Annotated in this window: 14 protein-coding genes; 6 read left to right on the forward strand and 8 right to left on the reverse strand. The window is 62.4% G+C overall.

The genetic code is table 11. The features are described from left to right. The first annotated feature begins 21 nt into the window (after nucleotides 1–21). Nucleotides 22–2,172 (forward strand): AMP-binding protein, encoded by a 2,151-nt coding sequence (locus ACWJKU_RS09330; RefSeq protein ID WP_454147970.1) that lies wholly within the window; start codon nucleotides 22–24, stop codon nucleotides 2,170–2,172. 35 nt (nucleotides 2,173–2,207) lie between these two features. On the opposite strand, the gene ACWJKU_RS09335 is transcribed toward ACWJKU_RS09330, so the two are convergent. Next, nucleotides 2,208–3,488 (reverse strand): MFS transporter, encoded by a 1,281-nt coding sequence (locus tag ACWJKU_RS09335; RefSeq protein ID WP_454147972.1) that lies wholly within the window; start codon nucleotides 3,486–3,488, stop codon nucleotides 2,208–2,210. A gap of 57 nt (nucleotides 3,489–3,545) precedes the next feature. Beyond that, nucleotides 3,546–6,596, reverse strand: a complete 3,051-nt coding sequence (locus ACWJKU_RS09340) for an ATP-binding protein (RefSeq protein WP_454147974.1) — start codon at nucleotides 6,594–6,596, stop codon at nucleotides 3,546–3,548. Between the two features lie 556 nt (nucleotides 6,597–7,152). On the opposite strand from ACWJKU_RS09340, the gene ACWJKU_RS09345 reads away from it, so the two are divergent. Together ACWJKU_RS09345 and ACWJKU_RS09350 are read left to right on the forward strand one after the other, a co-directional pair. After that, complete coding sequence (locus ACWJKU_RS09345; protein ID WP_454147976.1) at nucleotides 7,153–7,401, forward strand: glutaredoxin family protein; 249 nt, start codon at nucleotides 7,153–7,155, stop codon at nucleotides 7,399–7,401. A gap of 57 nt (nucleotides 7,402–7,458) precedes the next feature. Then, nucleotides 7,459–8,847: a class II fumarate hydratase gene (locus ACWJKU_RS09350; RefSeq protein ID WP_454147978.1), complete on the forward strand. Its 1,389-nt coding sequence runs from the start codon at nucleotides 7,459–7,461 to the stop codon at nucleotides 8,845–8,847. A 52-nt stretch (nucleotides 8,848–8,899) separates the two neighbouring features. On the opposite strand, the gene ACWJKU_RS09355 is transcribed toward ACWJKU_RS09350, so the two are convergent. Further along, the gene (locus ACWJKU_RS09355; protein ID WP_454147979.1) at nucleotides 8,900–9,664 is read right to left on the reverse strand and encodes an ABC transporter permease; all 765 of its coding nucleotides are present in this window, start codon (nucleotides 9,662–9,664) and stop codon (nucleotides 8,900–8,902) included. Nucleotides 9,665–9,703: 39 nt separating this feature from the next. Next, nucleotides 9,704–10,642 carry an ABC transporter ATP-binding protein gene (locus ACWJKU_RS09360; RefSeq protein WP_454147981.1) on the reverse strand — a complete coding sequence of 313 codons (939 nt, stop codon included), beginning with the start codon at nucleotides 10,640–10,642 and terminating at the stop codon, nucleotides 9,704–9,706. Nucleotides 10,643–10,793: 151 nt separating this feature from the next. Here ACWJKU_RS09360 and ppx point away from each other — a divergent pair, with 151 nt between their 5' ends. After that, nucleotides 10,794–12,299, forward strand: a complete 1,506-nt coding sequence (ppx, locus tag ACWJKU_RS09365) for an exopolyphosphatase (protein ID WP_454147983.1) — start codon at nucleotides 10,794–10,796, stop codon at nucleotides 12,297–12,299. A 27-nt stretch (nucleotides 12,300–12,326) separates the two neighbouring features. On the opposite strand, the gene ppk1 is transcribed toward ppx, so the two are convergent. Continuing rightward, entirely contained in the window at nucleotides 12,327–14,669 is a 2,343-nt protein-coding gene (gene ppk1, locus ACWJKU_RS09370; RefSeq protein WP_454142046.1) for a polyphosphate kinase 1, read from the reverse strand. A gap of 642 nt (nucleotides 14,670–15,311) precedes the next feature. Between ppk1 and rnk the strand changes: the two genes are divergently transcribed. Together rnk and ACWJKU_RS09380 are read left to right on the forward strand one after the other, a co-directional pair. Then, nucleotides 15,312–15,725 carry a nucleoside diphosphate kinase regulator gene (gene rnk, locus ACWJKU_RS09375; RefSeq protein WP_454142047.1) on the forward strand — a complete coding sequence of 138 codons (414 nt, stop codon included), beginning with the start codon at nucleotides 15,312–15,314 and terminating at the stop codon, nucleotides 15,723–15,725. Nucleotides 15,726–15,888: 163 nt separating this feature from the next. Then, nucleotides 15,889–16,650, forward strand: coding sequence for an HAD family hydrolase (locus ACWJKU_RS09380; RefSeq protein ID WP_454142048.1), 762 nt, complete (start codon nucleotides 15,889–15,891; stop codon nucleotides 16,648–16,650). Nucleotides 16,651–16,731: 81 nt separating this feature from the next. Here the strand turns inward: ACWJKU_RS09380 and ACWJKU_RS09385 are convergent, their stop codons facing one another. The 3 genes from ACWJKU_RS09385 to ACWJKU_RS09395 form a co-directional block, all read right to left on the reverse strand. Then, nucleotides 16,732–17,583, reverse strand: a complete 852-nt coding sequence (locus tag ACWJKU_RS09385; protein ID WP_454142049.1) for a universal stress protein — start codon at nucleotides 17,581–17,583, stop codon at nucleotides 16,732–16,734. Then, the gene (locus ACWJKU_RS09390) at nucleotides 17,580–19,943 is read right to left on the reverse strand and encodes a glycoside hydrolase family 65 protein (RefSeq protein WP_454142050.1); all 2,364 of its coding nucleotides are present in this window, start codon (nucleotides 19,941–19,943) and stop codon (nucleotides 17,580–17,582) included. The genes ACWJKU_RS09385 and ACWJKU_RS09390 overlap by 4 nt, the downstream gene beginning before the upstream one ends. 261 nt (nucleotides 19,944–20,204) lie before the next feature. Next, nucleotides 20,205–21,788 carry a SulP family inorganic anion transporter gene (locus ACWJKU_RS09395; RefSeq protein ID WP_454142051.1) on the reverse strand — a complete coding sequence of 528 codons (1,584 nt, stop codon included), beginning with the start codon at nucleotides 21,786–21,788 and terminating at the stop codon, nucleotides 20,205–20,207. Nucleotides 21,789–21,878 lie beyond the last annotated feature (90 nt).

Below are 21,878 nucleotides of genomic sequence, written 5' to 3' on the forward strand. Positions count from 1 at the left end.
TATTTCTCGGAGGTGAACACGATGATAAAAAAAATTCTCCGCCGGGTTCTCGCCCGGCTTTTCCGCGTCAAACTCATCGGCCTGGAGAACTATCGAAAAGCGGGCGAGCGCGTGCTGATCGTCGCCAACCACTCGTCCTATCTCGATCCCGTCCTTTTGTGGGCCTTTCTGCCGGACGACGTGACCTTCGCCATCAACACGCATATTGCCCGGCGCTGGTGGGTGCGGCCGGCCCTTGGGTTTGCCCGGGTGTTTCCGATGGATCCCACCCAGCCGTTTTCGGTCAAGGCGCTGATCCATTACCTCAAAGAAGACCGCAAAGCGGCGATCTTCCCGGAAGGGCGCATCACCGTGACCGGCGCGCTGATGAAGATTTACGACGGCGCCGGGCTGGTCGCCGAGAAATCGGGCGCGACGGTTTTGCCGATCCGCATCGACGGCACCCAATACACGGTTTTTTCCCGCCTGCACGGCGTGGTGCGGCTACGCTGGTTCCCGCCGGTCGCGCTGAACATTCTGCCGCCTCGCGCCATGACCCCGCCGCCGCACATGGCCGGCCCCGAACGGCGGCATCAGGTCGGACTCATGCTGTCCGACCTGATGAGCGAGATGATGTTCGAGACCAGTCATTACCAGCGGACGGTGTTCTCGGCCTTGCTCGACGCGCGGCGGGTTCACGGCGGCGGGCGCCGCGTGCTGGAGGACGTACGGCGGAAGCCTTTGAGCTACAACCGGCTGATCGCGCAGATTCTGGCCTTGGGCCGCAAACTGTCGGAGAAAACCGAAACCGGCGAAACGGTGGGCCTGTTGCTGCCGAATTCGAACGGTACGGTGGTCGCCTTCCTGGGACTTCAGGTCTACGGGCGCATCCCCGCCATGCTGAATTTCAGCGCCGGCCTCCGCAATCTCCTGTCGAGCTGCACCACGGCGAAGATCAAGACCGTGGTCACGGCGCGGGGTTTCGTGGCCGCGGCCAAGCTGGACGACGCCGTGGCGGCGTTGTCGGAAGAAATCCGAGTAGTCTATCTGGAAGACCTGGGCCGGAAATTGAGCCTCCGGGACAAGACCAGGGCTTTCCTCGCCATGCTCGCCGCCGATTATTGGTACCGCGACCGGCACCGGCCGGACGATCCCGCGGTAATCCTGTTCACCTCCGGCTCCGAAGGCGAGCCGAAAGGCGTCGCGCTGTCCCATGCCAACCTCCTCGCCAACCGCGAGCAGCTCGCCGCGCGCTTCGATTTCAACGCCCAGGACATCATCCTCAACGCCCTGCCGGTGTTCCACGCCTTCGGGCTGACGGCCGGCACGCTGCTGCCGCTGCTGTCCGGCATGCGCCTGTTCCTGTATCCCTCGCCCTTGCATTACCGGATCATTCCCGAGCTGGCCTACGACATCAACGCCACCATCCTGTTCGGCACCAACACCTTCCTGCACGGCTACGCCAAGCATGCCCACCCCTACGATTTCTACAGCGTCCGCTATGTGTTCGCCGGCGCGGAAAAACTGCAAGCCGACACCCGCCGGCTGTGGGGAGAAAAATTCGGGCTTCGCGTGCTGGAAGGCTACGGCGCCACCGAGACGGCGCCGGTATTGGCCGCCAACACGCCCATGCATTACCGGGAAGGCGCCGTGGGACGCCTTCTCCCCGGCGTCCAATGGCGGCTGGAAGACGTTCCGGGAGTCGCCGAAGGGGGACGCCTCCATGTCGCCGGGCCCAACGTGATGCTGGGCTATCTCCGCCCCGGGCGTCCGGGCGAACTGGAACCGCCGGCCACCCGCTACGGCGTGGGCTGGTACGATACCGGCGATATCGTCCGCATCGACGAGGAAGGCTTCGTCACCATTCTCGGCCGCGTCAAGCGATTCGCCAAGATCGGCGGGGAAATGGTATCGCTGACCTTGATCGAAGAGTTGGCCGCGCGGACTTGGCCGGGGCAGCGGCATGCGGCGGTCACTCTGTCCGATCCCAGGAAAGGCGAAAAGATCGTGCTCGCCACCGAGCATCGCCATGCGGATCGAGCCGCGTTGACGGCCCAGATCCGGAGAGAAGGTCTCGGCGAACTCTATTTGCCCAAGGATATCCGGGTATTCAAGGAACTGCCCCTGCTCGCCACCGGCAAGATCGATTATCCGGCGCTGACGGTCTCCATCCGCGGAGGAAGCGAATCGTGAACCGCGCTCGCATACCCTCGCCAGGGTGCGGCGGATTACAGCTCCTCGGCGCGGCGCGCGCCCTCCGCCGTGTCGACCCGCCACAGCAACGCGCCGCCCAGGCCGAAAAGCACCAGTAATGCGAGTATCGAGAGCCGCGGTTCGCCGCTGAGCTGGCTGACGACTCCCACCAGCACGGGGCCGAGGACCGCCGCAAACTTGCTGAGCAGATTGAAGAAACCGAAGAACTCGCCGGCTTTCGCCTTAGGAATGAGTCGCGCGTAGAGCGCCCGGCTGAGCGCCTGAACGCCGCCCTGGACCAGCCCGATGCCGACCGCGATGCCGTAAAACTCCCACTGCTCGGACATTCGGGAGCCCCATACCACCAGCAAGGCATACACGCCGATGCCGACCAGGATGCCCGATTTGGCGCCGTAGCGCTGCCCAAGCCAGCCATAGGCGAGCGTGGCCGGCACGCCGACGATTTGCGTGACGAGCAGGGCCAGCATCAAGCCGCCGGCGTCGAAACCGATCGCCAGCGCGTAATCCACCGCCATGTGGACGATGGTGTCCACGCCGTCGATGTACAGCCAATAAGCGCCCAGAAACAACATGACGATCTTGAGCCGGCGGACATGCCGGAAAGTTTCCCGGAGCTGCCTCAAGCCGGAGGCGACCGCGGCGACGCCGCTCGCGCGCCGAGTCGGCGGCTCCCGGACCACGAACAGCAGCGGCAGCGTGAACACGAACCACCACACGGCCACCGACAGGAACGAGATTCGGACTGCGGCGGACGCATCCGCGAGGCCGAACCAGTCCGGCTTTTGCGTCATCAGGATATTGACGGCGAAAAGCGCGCCGCCGCCGAGATACCCCATCCCCACCCCGAACGCGGATACGTGCTCGAAGCGGGCGGGATTCGTCACCGACGGCAGCAGCGCGTCGTAAAAAACCATGCCGGTGGAAAATCCCACCAGCCCGAACCCGTATAAGACGAGTGCCGGAACCCAATTTCCCTGATCGACCCAAAACAGTCCCGCCGTCATGGCGATGCCGATGAGCGCGCAAAGGGCGAGCAACGGTTTCTTCCAGCCTCCGGCGTCCGACAGCGATCCGAGCACCGGCGCGAGAATCAGCGCGACCAGGGCGGCTATCGAACTCACCGTTCCCAGCCAAAAGGTGCTTTCCGTCACCGGCAGCCCGCTGGCCCAGAACTGCTTGAAAAATAACGGAAAAAAAGCCGCCATCACGGTGGTCGCGAAGGACGATGTGGCTACGTCGTAGAGAGCCCAGGCCCATTCGCGGGAGCGGAGAGAGGTCGAGTCGGAAGCATCCATATCGTTTTTTTAATTATGTCGGTGACGGTTTTTCGAAATAGGAAATCCGGAGGTTTTTCATCGCTCGGCCGCCATCTTGCCCTTGAAGAGCGCATGTTGCAGCAACGATCGGCGCAACGGGTCCGCCTCGTACATGGATTCGGCCAGGCTCCGGAGTATCGCTGCGCCGTCGCGGCGATAGGCATCCGCCTCCGGCAAGCGCCCCATTCGGCTTTTGAACTCCGCGGCGGTGGCGAAAACCCGCCAGGCCGCCAAGGGGGATTCGACTCCGTCGAGACAGGACAGCGCCTGCCCGATCTCCTCGCCAGCCACATCCAGCGCCTTTCGCCCGATCGCGGCTTCGGCCAGCAGGCGGTGACCTAGCGCCAGATAGGTCGGGTCGGGCGGCAAGGCCGAGAGAGCGCAAAGCTCCCTGGCCTGCTCCTCGGCCTTTTCCCACTGGTTACGAGCGAGCCAGTATTCGCCGAATGCCAGATGGAAGAGCGGCCGCAAATACCAATCCATCAGTCTCTGACAGGCATCCAGCAGCCGATCGCCTTTGGCGAAGCTTTCGAAAGCTTCGGAGTATTGCCGCAACCCCAGATGAGCCGCGCCCAACCGGATCAGCCCGAAGAACGCGTTCGACGAATCCCGCTGGTCGTGCATCCTTTCCAGGGCGGCTTGGCAGAGGTTCCGCGCGCCGCGGTAATCGAACGCTTGCTCGTGCAGCCAGCTCATGAGCAGGGTGAAATGGTTGATCGCAAAGACGTTGTCGTTCCTCTCGGCCATCCGTAAAGCGTTGGCGGCATGGCGCCGGGCTTCCCCCCACTCGCCGAGGTGCAGCAGCGACCTTACGCAAAGGGACTCGCACACCATGTATTGCAGCGCGTCGCCCATGTCCTGCGCGACCTCCATGGCCTCCCAGGCGACGGCGATCGCCGACCGGTAGTCGGCCCTGGCGTATTCGAAGCTGGAATGCAGGGTGAGGCTGGAGTTGAGCAGCTCGCGATTCTGCGTTGCGCGAGCCATCTCCATGGCCCGCCGACATTCCCGGATGTAGTGCTCGTTCCACCCCTGCAAGGTGTTGTGCCAGCCGGCGCAAGAGCATCCGATCTGGATTTCGATCAGGGCGTCCTTCAAGTCCCGGGCACGCTCCACCGCCTCGGTCACCAAGGCCAGGCAGCGGGGGCGATCCATCCAATAATAGACCCGGCCCTGCTCCATCAGCGCCTTGAGTTCCCACAGCGGAAGGCCTGCCGCAGCGGCGATCTCGCGTACGGCCGAAAAGTCCGCCACGGCGCCGTCGGCGTCGTTCATCGAGCGCTTTACGACGCCTCGTCTATGCAGCAGCTCCATGGTCAGAGCGCCGCATTCCGTTTCCGGAAGCGATTCGGACAGGCGCAGCGCGTGGCTGATGTAGTCCACGGCTTCGCGATTGGCATATCGCCGCACGGCGTTCTCCGCCGCCAGCCGCAGGTATGCGACAGCCTTCGATGGTTGTCTGCCTTGCTCGAAATGATTGGCCAATTCCGCCGCGAGCGTTCCGGATTTCTCGCCGTAAGCGTTTTCCAGGCATTCGCCGATGGTTCGGTGCAATTGCATCCGTCGCCCCGGCGCGAGGCGGCGATAAAAGACTTCCCTATAAAGGGAATGCCGAAAGCCGTAGAGTCCGGCCAAAGTCCCGTCGGCCCATTCGCCGCCGCCGCACGACTTCAACATCTGGCCGCGCCGGCCGAGTTCTTCGCAACACGAATCGACGCTCGCCAGGTCCTCGCCGGATATCTCCGCCAGCAGCGCCGCGGACCATTCGGCTCCCAGCGGGCTCGCCGTTTCGAGCAAGCGCCGCTCGAAATCGCTCAAGCGATCGATTTGCGCGTCGATCATTTCCAGAAGATTGTCGGGTATCGCGAACCTGACACTCTCCGGGACGGTGTTCGGCGACAGTCGGCCCGGGCCGATCAGGTGATCGGCGAGATTCACCATGAAAAAAGGATGCCCCTCGGTCCATCGATAAATGGACGACGACAAAGTCTCGTGCCCCGCCTCTTCGGGATAGCGCGACATCAGATATTCCCTGATTTCGTCCACGCACAGACCGCTCATGGGCAGCTCGGCGCACAAACCGCGCGCCTGCAATTCCTGCCTGATCCGCTTCACCGGATGCCGGGTCAAGGTCACATCGACCGGCCGATAGGTCGCGATCACGAACAACCGCGCCGGCTCGAATCGGCGCCCCAACAGGGCAATGAGGTCGAGCGTGGCATAGTCGCTCCAATGCAAGTCGTCGATCACCAAAATCAGCGGCGATTCGGCGCTGATGCTTTCGAGGAACTCGGCCGCCTCGCGGAGCATTCGGGCGCTCGTGGCGCCGAGCACCCTCTGGCTGAGCGTATCTCTGGCTTCGGGCGTCAGGATCGATGTCATCTGCATGAGCCAGGTCGGCGCATGCCGGTGCAGCCGCTCGATCAACGGTCGTCCGCCGGCCTCGCGGCATCCGCTCTCCAGGGCTTCGAGCAAAGGCATGAACGCCTCTCCGGCGCCGCAGTGTTCGACGCAGCGGGCGCGCAGCAAGGCCGGGTTCGCGCCCTTCACCCTGCCCAGAAACATGTCGATCAAAGTGGTCTTGCCGATTCCGGCTTCGCCGGTAAAGAAGACGATCTGGCGGTCGCCCTGTCTTGCCCGTTCGAAGCGCTCTTCCAGCCACGCCAGTTCGCTCCGGCGCCCTACCCAGTGCATCGGCGCGGAACCGGGATCGGCGCGGCGCGCCGGCAACGGCAACAATTCCGGCGCGCGGGCGCATCCGTCGTCCGCCGGCTTCACCTCGGCAATGAAACGATAGCCGCGCTTCGCTACCGTTTCGATGTAGCGGGGCGACTTCGGATCGTCCGCCAGCGCCTTGCGCAACTCGTTGATGCATCCTTTCAGGACCGATTCGCTGACGTGGCGGCGATGCCAAACCGCATCCAGCAAGGCATCCTTGGTCAGCAAGCGGCCGGAATTCATGAGCAAGTAGCGCAAAAGCGCAAAGGCTTTCGGCGGCAGGCTCACCGCTTCCGCCTCGCGCCACAAGACGGCATTGCCGGCGTCCAGCCGGAAAGGGCCGAACAGCAACTGATCGCCGCTATCCATATCTAGCGCCTCCGAGCTTCGCGGCCGATCGAGCGAGTCACGGCCAAAACCGCCGCAACTCGGCCGTTTCCTGACGCTTTTCAAATTCCTGCATGTCAACCACGATAAATCTCCATCGTCGATAAATCCGGGGCGAACTGTCGAACGGCGCAAGCGCAAGACATCATGGCGAGAAGAAAGCTCCGATCGGGCTTATCGCACGGAGTCCTCGATGAGCCGGCCTGGACAAAGCATTTTTGCGCGTCAATTTATCACAACCCATCTTTCGCAAATCGCCTCGTATGGCCGTGAACGCGACGACGTTGCCGCACGAGCGGAATCATGCCCATATCCGGAACCCGGCGGGCAACCGCCATTCGGCATGATTCGCCTTTAATCTGATAAGCTTAGCCGGTCGCGGATGGCACCGGCCCGACGAGCCGGGCGCATTTTGCGAAGAATGAACTTTTACGGGCCGTTCTTCCGGCTTCGAGCGCCGAGGAGCGTCGCCGCACGCATGAACCCGTATGTCTCAACACGAATCTTCGACCCGAACCGACGAAAACGAGCGGAATCGATGCGACTGATACTCTACGGCACCCACGGCTGCCATTTATGCGAGGACGCGGAAATCCTGCTGTCCGAAGCCATCCGGACACAGCGCCCGGACATCTCGCCGGAGAGCGTGGATATCGCCGAAAAACAGGCGTTGCTCGACCGTTATGGCATACGCATCCCGGTCGTGCGCGATCCCGCTTCGGGCGCCGAACTCGACTGGCCTTTCGACGCCGAACGGCTGGGCGAATTTCTGCAAACCTTGCCGTAGCTCCGGCCGGCTCCCCGTCACCAACCCGATCAACACGTTTTATCCGATTTCAATGCCATGAACCAAACCAATTTCCGCATCGAAAAAGACAGCATGGGCGAATTGCAAGTGCCGGCCGACGCCCTTTACGCCGCCCAGACCCAGCGCGCGGTCGAAAACTTCCCGATCAGCGGACTCAAGATGCCGCCGGCCTTCGTCGCGGCCGTAGCCTTGATCAAGCAATGCGCCGCCCGCGTCAACAAGGACCTGGGACTGTTGGACGGCGGCATGGCCGAGGCCATCGAACGAGCGGCGCAGGACATCGTCGACGGACGTTACCCCGACCAGTTTCCGGTGGACGTGTTTCAGACCGGTTCCGGCACCAGCACCAACATGAACGTCAACGAGGTGATCGCCACCCTCGCCTCGCGAAACGGCGGACGCAGCGTAAGCGCCAACGATCACGTCAACATGGGGCAAAGCAGCAACGACGTCATTCCCACCGCGATCCACGTCAGCGCCGCGCTTGCCGTCAACGCGCGGCTCATCCCGGCGTTGGAGCACTTGCAGGCCACCATCGCCTACAAGGCGCAATCGCTCGAACACGTGGTCAAGACCGGGCGCACCCATCTCATGGACGCCATGCCCGTCACCCTGGGCCAGGAACTTTCCGGCTGGGCGCTGCAAATCGAAAACGGCGTGGAGCGCCTGCGCGCCTCGTTGCCGCGCCTTTACAAGCTCGCCCAAGGCGGCACCGCAGTCGGCACCGGCATCAATGCTCATCCCGAATTCGCCGGGAAAATGGCCGAGGCGCTGGCCGACGCCACCGGCCTGCCGTTCGCGCCCAATGCCTCGTTTTTCGAAAGCCTGAGCAGCCAGGACGCCGCCGTCGAGTTGTCCGGTCAACTGAAAACCGTGGCGGTCAGCCTGATGAAAATCGCCAACGACCTCCGCTGGATGAACTCCGGCCCCTTGGCGGGCCTCGGGGAAATCGAACTGCCGGCCCTGCAACCGGGCAGCTCGATCATGCCGGGCAAGGTCAATCCGGTGATTCCGGAGGCCGTCTGCATGGTGGCCGCGCAGGTCATCGGCAATGATGCCGCGATCACCGTCGCCGGCCAGTCCGGATCGTTCCAGCTCAACGTCATGCTGCCGGTCGTCGCGTACAACCTGCTGCAGAGCATCGAGCTGCTGGCGAACGTCTCGCGTCAATTGGCGGATAAAGCCGTCGCCGATTTCGTCGTTCGCGAAGACAATCTGAAAAAAGCATTGGCGCTCAATCCCATCCTGGTTACCGCATTGAATCCCGTCATCGGCTATCTCAAGGCGGCCGAGATCGCCAAGGCGGCCTACAAGCAGCAAAGGCCGATCATCGACGTGGCCGCCGAGATGACCGGGATTTCGCGGGGAGAACTGGAAAAACTGCTCGATCCGGCGCAACTGACCCAGGGCGGGATTCAGGGTTAACGTCTTTCAGGCTCAAGGACAAGGCGGGCCATGCCCGCCTCGATCCGCCGGCTCAGGTTTTGAGCCCCGTGCCGCGCCGGAGCAGCGCGAGGCTCCAGACCACGAGGATCGAGATGAAACCGGCGATGATCAGAAACGAGGTCCGGATGTCCACGTCGGAGATTCCCAAAAATCCGTAACGGAAGGCATTGACCATATAGAGAATCGGATTCGCCAGGGAAACCTTCCGCCACAACTCGGGCAGCAGGTCTATGGAATAGAAGACGCCGCCCAGATAAACCAGCGGGGTCAGCACGAAGTTCGGGACGATGGAGATGTCGTCGAAGCTGTTGGCGTAGACGGCATTGATGAAACCCGCCAGCGAGAACAAGGTCGCGGTCATCAAGAATACGCCCGCGATCAGGCCGGGGTGGACCGGCCGAACGTCCGTGAAGCATATCCCGACGATGCCCACCACGCTGCCGACCGCCAGCCCGCGCGCCACGCCGCCGCCGACGTAACCGCTCAGGATGATCCAGTTCGGCACGGGGGAAATCAACATTTCCTCGATGTTCCGCTGGAATTTGGTGGAATAAAACGAAGCCACGACGTTGCCGTAGGCGTTGGTGATGACCGACATCAAAATGACGCCCGGCACGATATAGTCGATGTAAGAGATCCCGGCCATGGGTCCCACCCGGCTGCCGATCAAGGCGCCGAAAATCAGAAAATAGAGCGAGGTGGTGACGGCCGACGGCAGGATGGTCTGCGGCCAGATCCGGACGAACCGGTAGATTTCCTTGAACAGGATGGTTTTAAAAGCGATCAGGTATGGCATGCGACTGTTGTTTCCCGGGCAACGAGGAAGACGACTCGGTCAGGCGGATTTTCGCTCCGGGTCGATGCGCTGGTTTTCCACCAAATCGATGAACAACTGCTCCAGCCGGTTCGCGGCGTTGCGCAGGCTGACCACTTCCAGACCCTGCGCGGCGAGCTGGTCGAGCAAGCCGTGAAGTCCGCGGTCCACGGGCACGTCCACGCCGAAGGTGCGGTCCTCGAGCGCCTCCAGCCGATAGCCCTCGACGCTCGGCACGAACGGCGCGGGGCTTCTCAGCTCGAGAATGTAGCGGTTGGTGTGAAGCTTTTTCAGCAAGTCCGCCATCGCATTGTGTTCGACGATCCGCCCGTGATTGATGATGGCGATGTGGCGGCACAGATTTTCCGCCTCTTCCAGATAATGGGTGGTCAGGATGATCGTGGCGCCTTCCCGATTGATCTTTCGGAGAAAATCCCACATCGAGCGGCGAATCTCGATATCCACCCCGGCCGTGGGCTCGTCGAGAATGAGCAGCTTGGGCGAATGGACCAAGGCCCGCGCGATCATCAGGCGCCGCTTCATACCCCCTGAAAGATGGCGCGACACGCTGCTCCGCTTGTCCCACAGGCTCAACTGGGTCAAGCACTCTTCCGCGCGCCGCAGCGCCTCCTTCCGACGTATGCCGTAATATCCGGCCTGATTGACGACGATATCCAGAACTTTTTCGAACTGGTTGAAATTGACCTCCTGCGGCACCAGCCCGATGCAGCGCTTGGCCGCTTCCCGCTCCTTGTCGAGATCGTGGCCGAACACTTCGACCGTGCCGCCGGTCTTTCTCACCAGCGAACTGATGATGCCGATGGTGGTCGATTTTCCGGCGCCGTTGGGGCCCAAAAGCGCGAAAAAATCTCCGGCCTTCACGTCCAGATCGATGCCTTTCAAGGCTTCAAAGCCGTTTTTATAGGTTTTTCGCAGATTACGAATGGAGAGCGCGTTCATTTTTGGCTGTTTTTGCCGGCGATATTTGCAAAAATACGGCTGTGCCGCGAGACTCCCCGGCTTAGACAGCGTCGACCGGGCGCCTCGTTAATCGCGAGATTGTAACAAATACCGCTCTCGCCAAAGCCTCCTCCACCTCGCCTTAAATCTCATGAGTCAATCACAAGAATATCCTCCAGAGCAGGTCGCCGCCGTGGACCTTGGCTCCAACAGCTTTCACATGGTGGTGGCCAAGCTCCGGGCCGGCGAACTGGTCATCGTCGACCGGCTGCGGGAAATGGTCCGGCTCGGCGCCGGGCTCAACGGCCAGCGCCATCTATCCCTGGACGCGCAGCAGCGGGCGCTGGCATGCCTCGAACGTTTCGGCCAAAGGCTTCGGGATCTGCCGCCGGGCAGCGTTCGGGCGGTGGGCACCAATACCTTGCGCGCGGCGCGCAACGCCGGGCCGTTTCTGGTCCAGGCCGAACAAGCGCTGGGGCATCCGATCGACATCGTCTCCGGCATCGAGGAAGCCCGGCTGATCTACGAAGGCGTCGCGCAAAGCCTGGCGGCGGACGGCAAGCGGCGGCTGGTGATGGACATCGGCGGCGGCAGCACCGAATTCATCATCGGCGTGGACAAACTGCCGCTTCGCAAGGAAAGCCTGCGGATGGGCTGTGTGTCCATGAGTCTCGCCCATTTCCCCGACGGCAAAGTCACGCCCAAGCGCTTCAAGCGAGCGGTCATCGCCGCCCAGCAGGAACTGGAGCCGTTCGAGCACGCCTTTCGCAAGAATCACTGGGACGAGGCCGTAGGCGCATCCGGCACCTTGCGGGCGATCCGGAAAATCGTGGTCGGCCGCGGCTGGAGCAAGGACGGTATCAGCGCGGACGGTCTCGGCCGGCTGGTCGAGACCCTTCTGAGTCTCGGCCGGGCCGATAAATCCGGCTTTCCGGACCTCAATCCGGAACGCTATCCGGTTTTTGCCGGCGGCCTTGCCATTTTGCACGCGACATTCAAGGCGCTCGACATGCAGCACATGCAGGTTTCCGACGGCGCCTTGCGGGAAGGCCTGCTGTACGATCTCCTCGGCCGAATCTATCACGACGACATCCGGAGCCGCACGGTGGCGGCGTTCGCGAACCGCTATCACGTGGATTTGCAGCACGTCGGCTGTATTCAGGAAACGCTGAAATCCTTTCTGCGGCAACTTCCCGCGGTCGGCGACGTCGATCGGGAAACGGCCGAGCAATGGTTGAATTGGGCGGCGAGCTTGCACGAAATCGGCCTGGACATCGCTCACAGCCAGTATCACAAGCACAGCGCCTATATCATCGAGAATGCCGACCTGCCCGGCTTTTCGCGTCAGGATCAGGTACTACTGGCCGCTCTGGTGCGCGTCCACCGGCGGAAATTCCAGCTCAAGCTTTTCAAAGACCTGACTCCGCCCTGGAATCAAGCCGCGCGGCTCCTGGCCGTACTGCTGCGTCTGGCCATCGTGCTGAACCGCGGCCGTCACGGCAATCCGCTCCCCGAACTCCGGCTCAGCCTGAGCGAGTCGAGAATCGATCTCTGCTTCCCCGCGCAGTGGCTGGAGAACCATCCCCTGACCGCCGCCGACCTCGAGCAGGAAGCCGGCAATTTGGCCGCGGCCGGGATCGAGCTGACTTATCTCTGATCTCCGGGCCTTGTCCCGGACTCGCCGTCAGCTCATTTTCCTGAGTTGCTCCAGCAACACGGTCTGCGCCTGGATACCGGCCCCGTCGGGCTGCGCGCGTCGATAGCTTCCGTCGGCGCCCAGCAGCCACGCCTGGCTGTCGTCCTGGAGATACCAATCCAGGTCGGCCCGGATGCGTTCGGCCAGTTTCTTGCTTTCGATGGGAAAAGCGGTCTCGACGCGGCGGAACATGTTGCGGGACAGGAAGTCGGCGCTCGCCAGAAACACTTCCGGATGGCCGCCGTTCTCGAACCAGTAGACGCGGCTGTGTTCCAGAAACCGCCCGATGATCGAGCGGACTTCGATGTTTTCGGACACGCCGGGTATTCCGGGACGGAGGCAGCAAATGCCGCGCACGATCAGCTTGATCTCCACGCCGGCCATGGAGGCGCGGTAAAGCGCCTGGATCAACTGCGGCTCCGCCACCGAATTCACTTTGATGATGATGCGCGCAGGACGGCCGGCCAGCGCATGCTCGGCCTCGCGGTCGATCTTTTTGAGCAAAGTCTGGTGCAAGGTGAACGGCGATTGCAGCAGCTTGTTCAGCCGGCTCACCTTGCCGAGGCTGGTGAGCTGGACGAATACCCGACGGATGTCCTCCCCCAGTTGCTGATCGGCGCTCAGCAAGCCGTAGTCGGTGTAGAGCCGGGCCGTGCTCGGGTGATAATTGCCGGTGGAGAGATGGGCGTAATAGCGCAGGTGCCGTCCCTCGCGCCTCAACACCAGCAGCATCTTGGCGTGGGTCTTGTACCCCACGATGCCGTAGACCACCTGCACCCCGGCTTCCTGCAGCCGGTTCGCCAGCGAAATGTTGGCCTTCTCGTCGAAGCGCGCGCGCAGTTCCACCACCACGGTGACTTCCTTGCCGGCCCGGGCGGCTTTGAGGAGCACGTCCACGATCGGCGAATTCAGCCCAGTGCGGTACAAGGTCTGCTTGATGGCGACCACCTGGGGATCGTCGGCCGCCTGCCGGATCAGTTCGATGACGGGGGTGAACGATTCGTACGGATGATGCAGAAGGATGTCCTGCTTCCTGACGGCCTCGAAGATATCCCGCCCGCCGGCGAGCTGCCCCGGAAATCCGGCGATGAACGGCGGATATTTGAGATCAGGCCGGTCGATCAAATCGTAGACTTCGCGGATCCGGCTGAGATTGACCGGACCGTCCACCCGGTACAGCCGGTCCTCGGCGAGCCCGAACTGGCTCAGCAGGAACGCCACGATCGCGTCCGGGCAATTATCGGCCACTTCCAGCCGCACTTCGTCGCCGTAATTGCGGGTGCTCAACTCGCCCTCCAGGGCCCGGAGCAAGTCGTCGACCTCCTCTTCGTCCAGATACATTTCGCTGTTGCGCGTCACCCGGAACTGATAGCAGCCGCGTACTTTCATGCCGTGGAACAGATCGTCGACGAAGGCGTGAATGATGGACGAAAGGAACACGAAATCGTACGGGCCGCTCTCGGTTTCGCCTTGCGGCAACTGAATGATGCGCGGCAAAGCGCGCGGCGCTTGCAAGATGGCGAGCGTGATGTCGCGGCCGAAAGCGTCCTTACCGGACAGCGGCACGATAAAGTTGAGGCTCTTGTTCAGGATGCGCGGAAACGGATGGGCCGGATCCAGGCCGATCGGGCTGAGGATCGGCAGCAGTTCTTCTTCGAAATAAATCTTGAGCCAGGCGTGCTGGGAGGAATTCCATTCGCTCCTGCGGACGAAACGGATGCCCTGCTCCGCCAGCAGCGGCAGCATAACCTGATTCAACACGCGATACTGCTCGGCCACCAGTTCGTGGGCGCGGGCGCCGATCGCGGCCAGGGCCTCCTGCGGCGTAAGGCTGTCGGGCTCGGTCTGGGCCGTCCCCAGATCGGCGAGCTGGATCAGCCCGGCGGTGCGAACCTCGAAGAATTCGTCCAGATTCGAGCAGGAAATGCTGAGAAAATTCAGTCTTTCCAAAAGCGGCGTGCGTTCGTCCTTGGCTTGTTCGAGCACGCGCCGGTTGAACTCCAGAAGACTCAGCTCGCGATTGATATAAAGCTGCCCGTCGGACAAATCGACCGAGCTGACCGCGTTTTCGCCTTCGCTACCGGATTCGGCCGATCCTTCCGCGGGCTTGTCCGGCAGCCGGACGGCGCCGCTCGCCTTCTCCATGTCGCCCACCAGATACTTGGCCGCCCGAATCATGCGCATGGCCTTGGCTTTGTTGAAACCCGCCATTTTGACCAGTTGCTCGGCATCGGCGTTCGCCAATTCTTCGACCGAAAAAATGCCGTGCTCCGCCAAAATGGCTCGGGTGGACTTGCTGACACCTTTTACCTGATTGATGATCAAAGACATATCCCCATCAAATGCTTATTGTCGGCCATCATAGCGTACCGCCGGCCCGGAGCAATCGCCCCTCTCCTTTCTGGAGAGAGGACATGCCGGCCTATCTTCGAGGGCGACGCTCGTGGACGCACTCGGAATCAGCGCCCCGCCCTTGTAGAATGCCCGGCATGCACCGGAACGATGACCCTAAATCCGGCCATTGGAAACAACCCGAAAAGCCCTAAACCCTCTCCCCGGCCCTCTCTCCAAGGGAAAGGGTGTTTTGAAGGTCGGGCGCAGAGCGTTTGCCCCCTCGCCCTCCGGGAGAGGGGTTGGGGAGAGGACATACAGCGGCCGGCGTGGCCTGGCGGCCGTTTCGGCGATTCGACCGCGGTTTTTAGGGTGAATGTCTCGCGTTCCCGAGGATGTTGGACAAACCGGCGGACAACGGTTTGAATGTATGCTTGACCGCCGGACCCGGAGCTACGGCAAGCCCGCGAACCTCAAGCAGCGGCCGTATTTTACCCGCATCTTCGGCATCGTACCGCCTGGCGACCCGGCGAAATCCCGGAAGATGTACGATGCTGCATATACAATGCGCGCAGGACGGACGAAAGTCTCCCGCGCCCGCACATGAATTTTTACGTTGAACCGAACGACGAGGACACACCGATGGACAAAAAACCCAAAATTATCGTTTCGTCAATGGATTTGGAACGACTGGAGGACCTGATCGACTCGCTTCCGGCAAACGCTTTCCCCGGCAAGGCCGAATTGCAGGCGGAACTGGACCGCGCCGAAGTGGTCGAGCCGCATCAAGTGCCGCCGACGGTGGTCACGATGAACTCGACCGTGCGTTTCGCCATCGAGTCGACGGGACAGGAATTCTGCCTGACGCTGGTATATCCGAAGGATGTCGACAGCAGCGGCGACAAAATTTCCATACTTGCCCCGGTCGGCAGCGCTCTGCTGGGACTTTCCGCGGGAAACCTGATCGAGTGGCCCGGCCCCGGGGGCGGCGTTCTCAAAGTGCGCATCATGGAGATCATTTATCAGCCGGAGCGGGCCGGCGAGTTCCATCGATGACGGGGACGAGCCTTCCGCCGGCGCCCGCGATCCTCGGGATATTTCGAGAATCGACGCCCCGAGAGCAAAACCGGCAAACCGTCCGCCGCTGCTGAATTTTCCGCGGATCGGGGTCTAATCCTCATATCGGAGTCACCACACAAATGCGCATTGACGAGGCATTATGGACATACGGCCATCTTCGCGCGTTATCTCGCGGCGGGATTACGATGCGGTCATCTTCGATCTGGACGGCGTGATCACGCGGACGGCAACGCTCCATAAAGCCGCGTGGAAAGCCCTGTTCGACGATTTCCTGAAGCGCCGCGCGGCTCGCCTCGGAAAGACCTTCCGCTCTTTCGATGCCGATTCGGATTATCGGCTCTACATCGACGGCAAGGCCCGCTACGAAGGCGTGGCGAGCTTTCTCGCCTCGCGCGACATTACGCTCCCCTGCGGCGATCCCGGCGACGGACCGGACGAAGAAACCGTTTGCGGGCTCGGCAACCGAAAGAACGCGATCTATCTCGGACTCCTCGAGCGCAGCGGCGTCGACGTCTATCCCTCGACCGTCGACCTGATCCATGAACTCAGAACCCGGCGCTTCGCCACCGCCGTCGTGTCGGCCAGCCGGAATTGCGCCGAAGTCTTGAAAGCCGCGCGCTTGAGCGATCTTTTCGAGACCCGGGTCGACGGGCTGGATCTGGAGCGCATGCGGCTTCGCGGCAAACCCGAACCGGATTCGTTTCTTGAAGCGGCCCGCCGGATCGGTGTGCAGCCGGCGCGCGCCGTCGTGGTGGAAGACGCCATTGCCGGCGTCGAGGCCGGCCGAAAGGGCGGATTCGGCTGCGTGATCGGCGTGGATCGGACCGGGCATGCCGACGCCTTGAAAAAAGCGGGCGCCGACCTCGTGGTGGAGGACTTGGCCGAATTGGAGGCCGGCTAAAATGCTTTCGCGCTTGCCGTACCAGCGCGGAGGTCGTGAGGGGCGACTGAAGTCGCCCCTACAGCCGGTACTGAAAACGCGCTAACTCAAGCTCTTCGGCAGGACCAGGATCGGGCACGGCGCGTATCGCAGTACATGGCGCAAAGTATGCGCGCAGTGGGGCGCCAGCTTGCCGCGCCAGGACAGAACGATCAGATCGGCCTCGTGAACCCGGGTGAATCGCACGATCTCGGGACCGGGTTCGCCCTGCACCATGAACAACCGGATTCCGCTCTTCACCGGCTCTCCGGACAAGCTGCTCACCCTTTCCAGAAATTCTTGAACCCAGGCAGGCCATTCGTGCTGGGGCTGATCGACGTATTGAGGCGGGGTCAGAGTGCCGGGTGCTCGCGGCGGGACGGAATGCGCGCCGGACACGTGCAGTACCAGCAAATTGGCGCCGGTGCGCCCGGCGAGCATTATCGCCGGTCCCAGCGCGCGGGCGGTTTCCGGCGTGCCGTCCTGAGGCAGCACGACCTGCCGGATACGCCACGGCGCCGGGCCGCGCTCCGGCGGCACCAGCACGACCGGGCAAGGCATTTCCCGAAGAACGCCTTCGGTGATGGGGTCGAGCCCGCTACCGGGCATCGTCCCGCCTTCGCGCATTGCCAAGACGATGCACACACTGCGCCGCTCTGCGGCCGTGCGGACGATCCCTTGCGCCGGCTCGCCTTGCAAGGGGGCGAAGATGGCGTCCGCGAGCACCGACTCCAAGGCTGGAAATTTCTCCTTCAGGTCGGGGATAGAGGCCATCGGCCGCTCGGTCTGTACGATGCACGGCGTCGCCTCCACGAGCTGAATCACGGTTTTCGCAACCGATAATACGGCGGCGGACCGGGGCGTCGTGTCGAGCGGCAATACCACCGTACGCTTTTCCCGACGTTCAACACTCATGACGAAACCTCCGTCCAGGTTCCCTGCCTCCATTCCCAGCGAATACGCCGGCCGGGCGCGAGCCGCGCGGGCGGCGTCTCCCCCACTCGAATCGCCACCGGTTCGCCTCCCTCGGCGGCGATTTCGACGGCCTCGGGCCGGATTTCCACATGCAGACGGATATCCCGCCAGATCAAAGGAAACCTGAAGGCGCGCCACCCCGGCGGGCAATGGGGTGTGAAGCTCAAGCTCTCGGGCCGCAGGCTCAGCCCGGCGAAACCAAAGACCACGGCCTGCCATAAGCCGCCGAGCGCCGCGGCATGAACGCCCCCGGCGGCGTTGCCCATGTTGTTCGCGAGATCGATTTCCGACGCCTGGCGAAAATAGCGCATGGCCGTCTCCGTATCGCCCAAGCGGGCGGCCACGGCGGCATGGATGGACGGGCTGAGAGAACTTCCGTGGGTGGTGCGCGGCAGGTAATAGCTGAAATTGGCCTGCCGCGCCTCGGGCGGAAGCCGGTCCCAGAACAGATGGATCAGCATGACGACGTCGGCCTGCTTGACGATTTTGCTCAACTGCGTCCGCTCCCGTCCGAGGAGCACGTCTATCGGCAAGGTGCGGGGAACGTATTGGGCGAGGTCGATGTCCTCCAGCTCGAAGTACCCCTGAAACTGTTCGAACAGGCCCGTCCGCGCGTCGAACCCGGTATACAGGCGCCGGGCCAAGTCCCGCCAGGTCTCCGCTTCGTCCTCCGTCACGCCGTGCCGGCGCGCCAGTTCCGGCCGGCGCTCGGCGAGAAAGCGCGCGGCCTCCGCGGCGCATTCCAGATTCCATTGCGCCATCACGTTGGTGAAGGCGTTGTCGTCCACGCCTTCGTGGTACTCGTCGGGACCGATGACCTCGCGAATGTGGTATCGGCCGTCGGCCTCCTCGACGCCGCGGCTCGCCCAGAATCGCGCGGTCTCGAACAAAATCTCCGCGCCCGCTTGCAGAAGAAAGCGCTCGTCCGCGGTCGCCTGCCAGTATTGCCAGACGCCATAAGCGACATCGGCGCTGATATGGTGCTCCAGCACGCCGTTGAGGATGGGTTTGATCTCGCCGTCGGGAGTAATGGAGTAGCCCGGCGTGGTCTCTTCGCCGGTATCGGTCGATTCCCAGGCGTACAACGCGCCTCGGTAACCCAGTCGGCGCGCCTTTTCCCGGGCGGCGGGCAAGGTATGGTGGCGATACATCAGGAGCGCCCGCGCCGAAGGCGGATGGGTGAATATGTAGAAGGGCAGCATGAAGATTTCCGTGTCCCAGAAGACATGGCCCTTGTACGCTTCGCCGGTAAGGGCCCGAGCGCCGACGGAAACCCGCTCGTCTTCCGGGTTGGCGGCTCCGATCAGGTGATAGCATGCGAACCGCACGGCCTTTTGCAGCGTGTCGTCGCCGTCGATTTCCACGTCGCTCTCGCGCCAACGTTTTGTCCAGGCCCGCACGTGAGCGCCGATCGTTTTGTCGGGACTCACATTCAACAGATTCTGCAAATGCTCCGTCGCCCTCTCCGCCGGCCGTTCCGAGTCGCGAGAAGTGTAAATCACGACCAACCGGTCGAAGCGGTAGATTTTGCCGGCCTCGATATCCAGCTCCCACGACTCGATATGCCGTTCCGGGGTCGACTCCGTCCGGGGCGCGATCATTCCGCCGCCGTCGATCCGGAGCCGGCCCGCGGCGGCGATGGCGACATCGATTCCCGTGGTCTGCGTGCACAATTGAAGCAAATAACCGCGGTTGGCGCCGATTTCCCGCCCTGGGCAGGATTCGGCCGTGAGGCACACCCGGCCGGGACGCTCGATTACGGGTTCGGTAACGGCCCGGAGATGAATGCCGGGAAAATGCCCCTCCGCGCTCAGCCTCACGCCCTGAAACAGAACGTGCCGATCGGCCAGCGAAGCGATGCGGCAAGCGCGAACCCGAACCACCCCCCCGTCTCCGGCTCGATAATGAAACTCCCGCCAGAGAATGCCCTGACGCAGGTCTATCGTGCGGCGGTGCCAAAGGTAGCGGCTTCGGTCGAGGCGAAACTCGCGCCCGCCGACCAGCAAGTTGAGCCGCATCCAGTCGGGCGCCGCGGCCAGCTCCGGAATCGGATCGGCATGAGCGGATGCGTGAGTATCGAAAACCCCTGCGATGAAGGTGGCCGGATTCGACAACGGACTGCCTTCCGCAAGCGATGCGCGGGAGCCGACGTAACCGTTCGAAAGCGCGAAAAGAGACTCGATTTCGTGCTCCCGCGCCAGATTGAAGCCGTCTTCGTCGATTCGCCACAACGGATCGGGCGTGGGATCGAACCGCGAGTCGCCGGCGGGCGCCGTATCAATCGGATTGCCGTCGTTCATGACGAGAAAGAACCGGAGTGTACTGATCCGCCGACGCTCAGGTCTGCCGGCATCGCCGCTCCGGCCGGAGCGAATTCGCGCCTGATCACGTTTCGTACCCTCTCGGTGAATCCCAAGGCCGACCGCCGTTCAGCGGAACCTGCGTCGCCGCATCAAAAATTAGGACAGCCGATTCGCCGAAAAAATCGTCCTCCGACCGGCTTTTTCAAGGCGCCGGCGGACAGCGTCGTCAAGCCCGAGCATACGGGCGGCCTCCTGTAATCATCTTCCCCCGGCAGAGACAGCCCGCCTTGGCGGAATCGCGTTCGAGCTTCCGTTCAATTTTTTGAGTTCCACGGAGATATTGTCGTCCGGGGCCGCCGCCACGAAATCCTGGATGGTTTCGAGAATGTCCTGATCGACGAATTGGGCCCGGCTGGTATCGATGATGACGTAGCCGCCTTCTTCGATGCTGTCGAGATATTGCCGCAGGAGCGCCTTGTTCAAGAAAGAGACGTCCTTGTGCAGCCGCAGCAGATAGTTGTCGTCTTGACGAGTCAGCGTGATGGCAGCCTGGAAGTTGGTCCGAATGACGTAATACAGGCCGCAGACCATGCCGATGGCCATGCCTTCGAGCAGATCGGTGAACAAGATCGCGGCGATGGTCACGACGAAGGGTACGATCTGGCTGGCGCCTTTGGCGTACATTTCCTTAAACAATTTGGGCTTGGCCAGCTTGTAGCCGGTCAACAGCAGAATCGCGGCCAGGGAGGCCAGGGGAATAAGATTCAGATAACGGGCAATGAACATTACGCTCAAGAGCAGCATGACGCCGTGGATGAAGCTGGCCATCTTGGTGCGTCCGCCCGCGTTCGCATTGGCGGAGCCGCGGACGATCACCGCCGTGATGGGCAATCCGCCGAGCAGCCCGCAAATCAGATTTCCGATACCCTGAGCCTTGAGTTCCCGGTTGGTCGGCGCAACCCGCTTCAGCGGATCGAGCTTGTCGACCGCCTCCAGGCTCAGCAAGGTTTCGAGACTCGCCACGATGGCTAGGGTGGCGGCGGTGGAATAGATCGCCGGATTAGCCCACTGCGAGAAATCCGGCAGGGTGAATTGCCGAAAAAAATCCCGGACGCCGTCGATAGCGGGCAAGCTCACCAAATGTTCTTTGGCGATCGCGAAATCGGCAGCGAACTGCTGCGTATACAGGTTGAAACCGATCCCCCAAACGACGGCGACCAGAGGTCCCGGAATCAGCGACAGAATCGTGTTTCTTTTGAAAAATCGGCTTTCCCAGAGCAGCATGATCCCGATCGCGACGAAACTGACAATCGCAGCGCCCGGCGATATTGCCTGCAACGAATAGGCGATCTCGGATAGGGTGGTATGGGAATCGCTTTGCACGAAGGCTTCGTCGCCCTCGAAATCGGCGTCGTAACCGACTGCGTGCGGCAGTTGTTTCATGATCAGGATCAAGCCGATGGCGGCCAGCATGCCCTTGATGACGGCCGCCGGAAAATAGGCGCCGATCACCCCGGCCTGGAGAAATCCCAACCCTAGCTGAATCACGCCGGCGAGAACGACGCAGGACAGAAAGACCTTGAAGCTGCCCAGCGTGTCGATGGCGTTGAAGACGATGACGGTAAGGCCCGCCGCGGGACCGCTCACGCTCAGCTGCGAACCGCTCGCCCAGGCGACCACCAGGCCGCCGACGATGCCGGAAATGATCCCGGAAAACAGCGGAGCGCCCGAAGCGAGGGCGATCCCCAGACAGAGCGGCAAAGCGACCAGGAAAACCACGATGCCCGCGGGAATGTCGTTGCGCAGGTGGCTCAAATAATAATGAAAATGCTTATGTATCATGGGGAAACGCCTCATCGTATCGGGTCGATAAGCTCGCGGAGCCCGGAGGGACGTTTGGCTGGGTCTCCTTTCCGCGGAATGGCGATCCGT

The sequence above is a fragment of the Methylocaldum sp. MU1018 genome (assembly GCF_053646775.1).

What these genes read in the sequence shown, in the direction of transcription:
- ACWJKU_RS09330 (WP_454147970.1), top strand. Translation starts at nt 22, where the DNA reads ATGATAAAAAAAATTCTCCGCCGGGTTCTCGCCCGGCTTTTCCGCGTC.
- ACWJKU_RS09335 (WP_454147972.1), bottom strand. Translation starts at nt 3,488, where the DNA reads ATGGATGCTTCCGACTCGACCTCTCTCCGCTCCCGCGAATGGGCCTGG.
- ACWJKU_RS09340 (WP_454147974.1), bottom strand. Translation starts at nt 6,596, where the DNA reads ATGGATAGCGGCGATCAGTTGCTGTTCGGCCCTTTCCGGCTGGACGCC.
- ACWJKU_RS09345 (WP_454147976.1), top strand. Translation starts at nt 7,153, where the DNA reads ATGCGACTGATACTCTACGGCACCCACGGCTGCCATTTATGCGAGGAC.
- ACWJKU_RS09350 (WP_454147978.1), top strand. Translation starts at nt 7,459, where the DNA reads ATGAACCAAACCAATTTCCGCATCGAAAAAGACAGCATGGGCGAATTG.
- ACWJKU_RS09355 (WP_454147979.1), bottom strand. Translation starts at nt 9,664, where the DNA reads ATGCCATACCTGATCGCTTTTAAAACCATCCTGTTCAAGGAAATCTAC.
- ACWJKU_RS09360 (WP_454147981.1), bottom strand. Translation starts at nt 10,642, where the DNA reads ATGAACGCGCTCTCCATTCGTAATCTGCGAAAAACCTATAAAAACGGC.
- ppx (WP_454147983.1), top strand. Translation starts at nt 10,794, where the DNA reads ATGAGTCAATCACAAGAATATCCTCCAGAGCAGGTCGCCGCCGTGGAC.
- ppk1 (WP_454142046.1), bottom strand. Translation starts at nt 14,669, where the DNA reads ATGTCTTTGATCATCAATCAGGTAAAAGGTGTCAGCAAGTCCACCCGA.
- rnk (WP_454142047.1), top strand. Translation starts at nt 15,312, where the DNA reads ATGGACAAAAAACCCAAAATTATCGTTTCGTCAATGGATTTGGAACGA.
- ACWJKU_RS09380 (WP_454142048.1), top strand. Translation starts at nt 15,889, where the DNA reads ATGGACATACGGCCATCTTCGCGCGTTATCTCGCGGCGGGATTACGAT.
- ACWJKU_RS09385 (WP_454142049.1), bottom strand. Translation starts at nt 17,583, where the DNA reads ATGAGTGTTGAACGTCGGGAAAAGCGTACGGTGGTATTGCCGCTCGAC.
- ACWJKU_RS09390 (WP_454142050.1), bottom strand. Translation starts at nt 19,943, where the DNA reads ATGAACGACGGCAATCCGATTGATACGGCGCCCGCCGGCGACTCGCGG.
- ACWJKU_RS09395 (WP_454142051.1), bottom strand. Translation starts at nt 21,788, where the DNA reads ATGATACATAAGCATTTTCATTATTATTTGAGCCACCTGCGCAACGAC.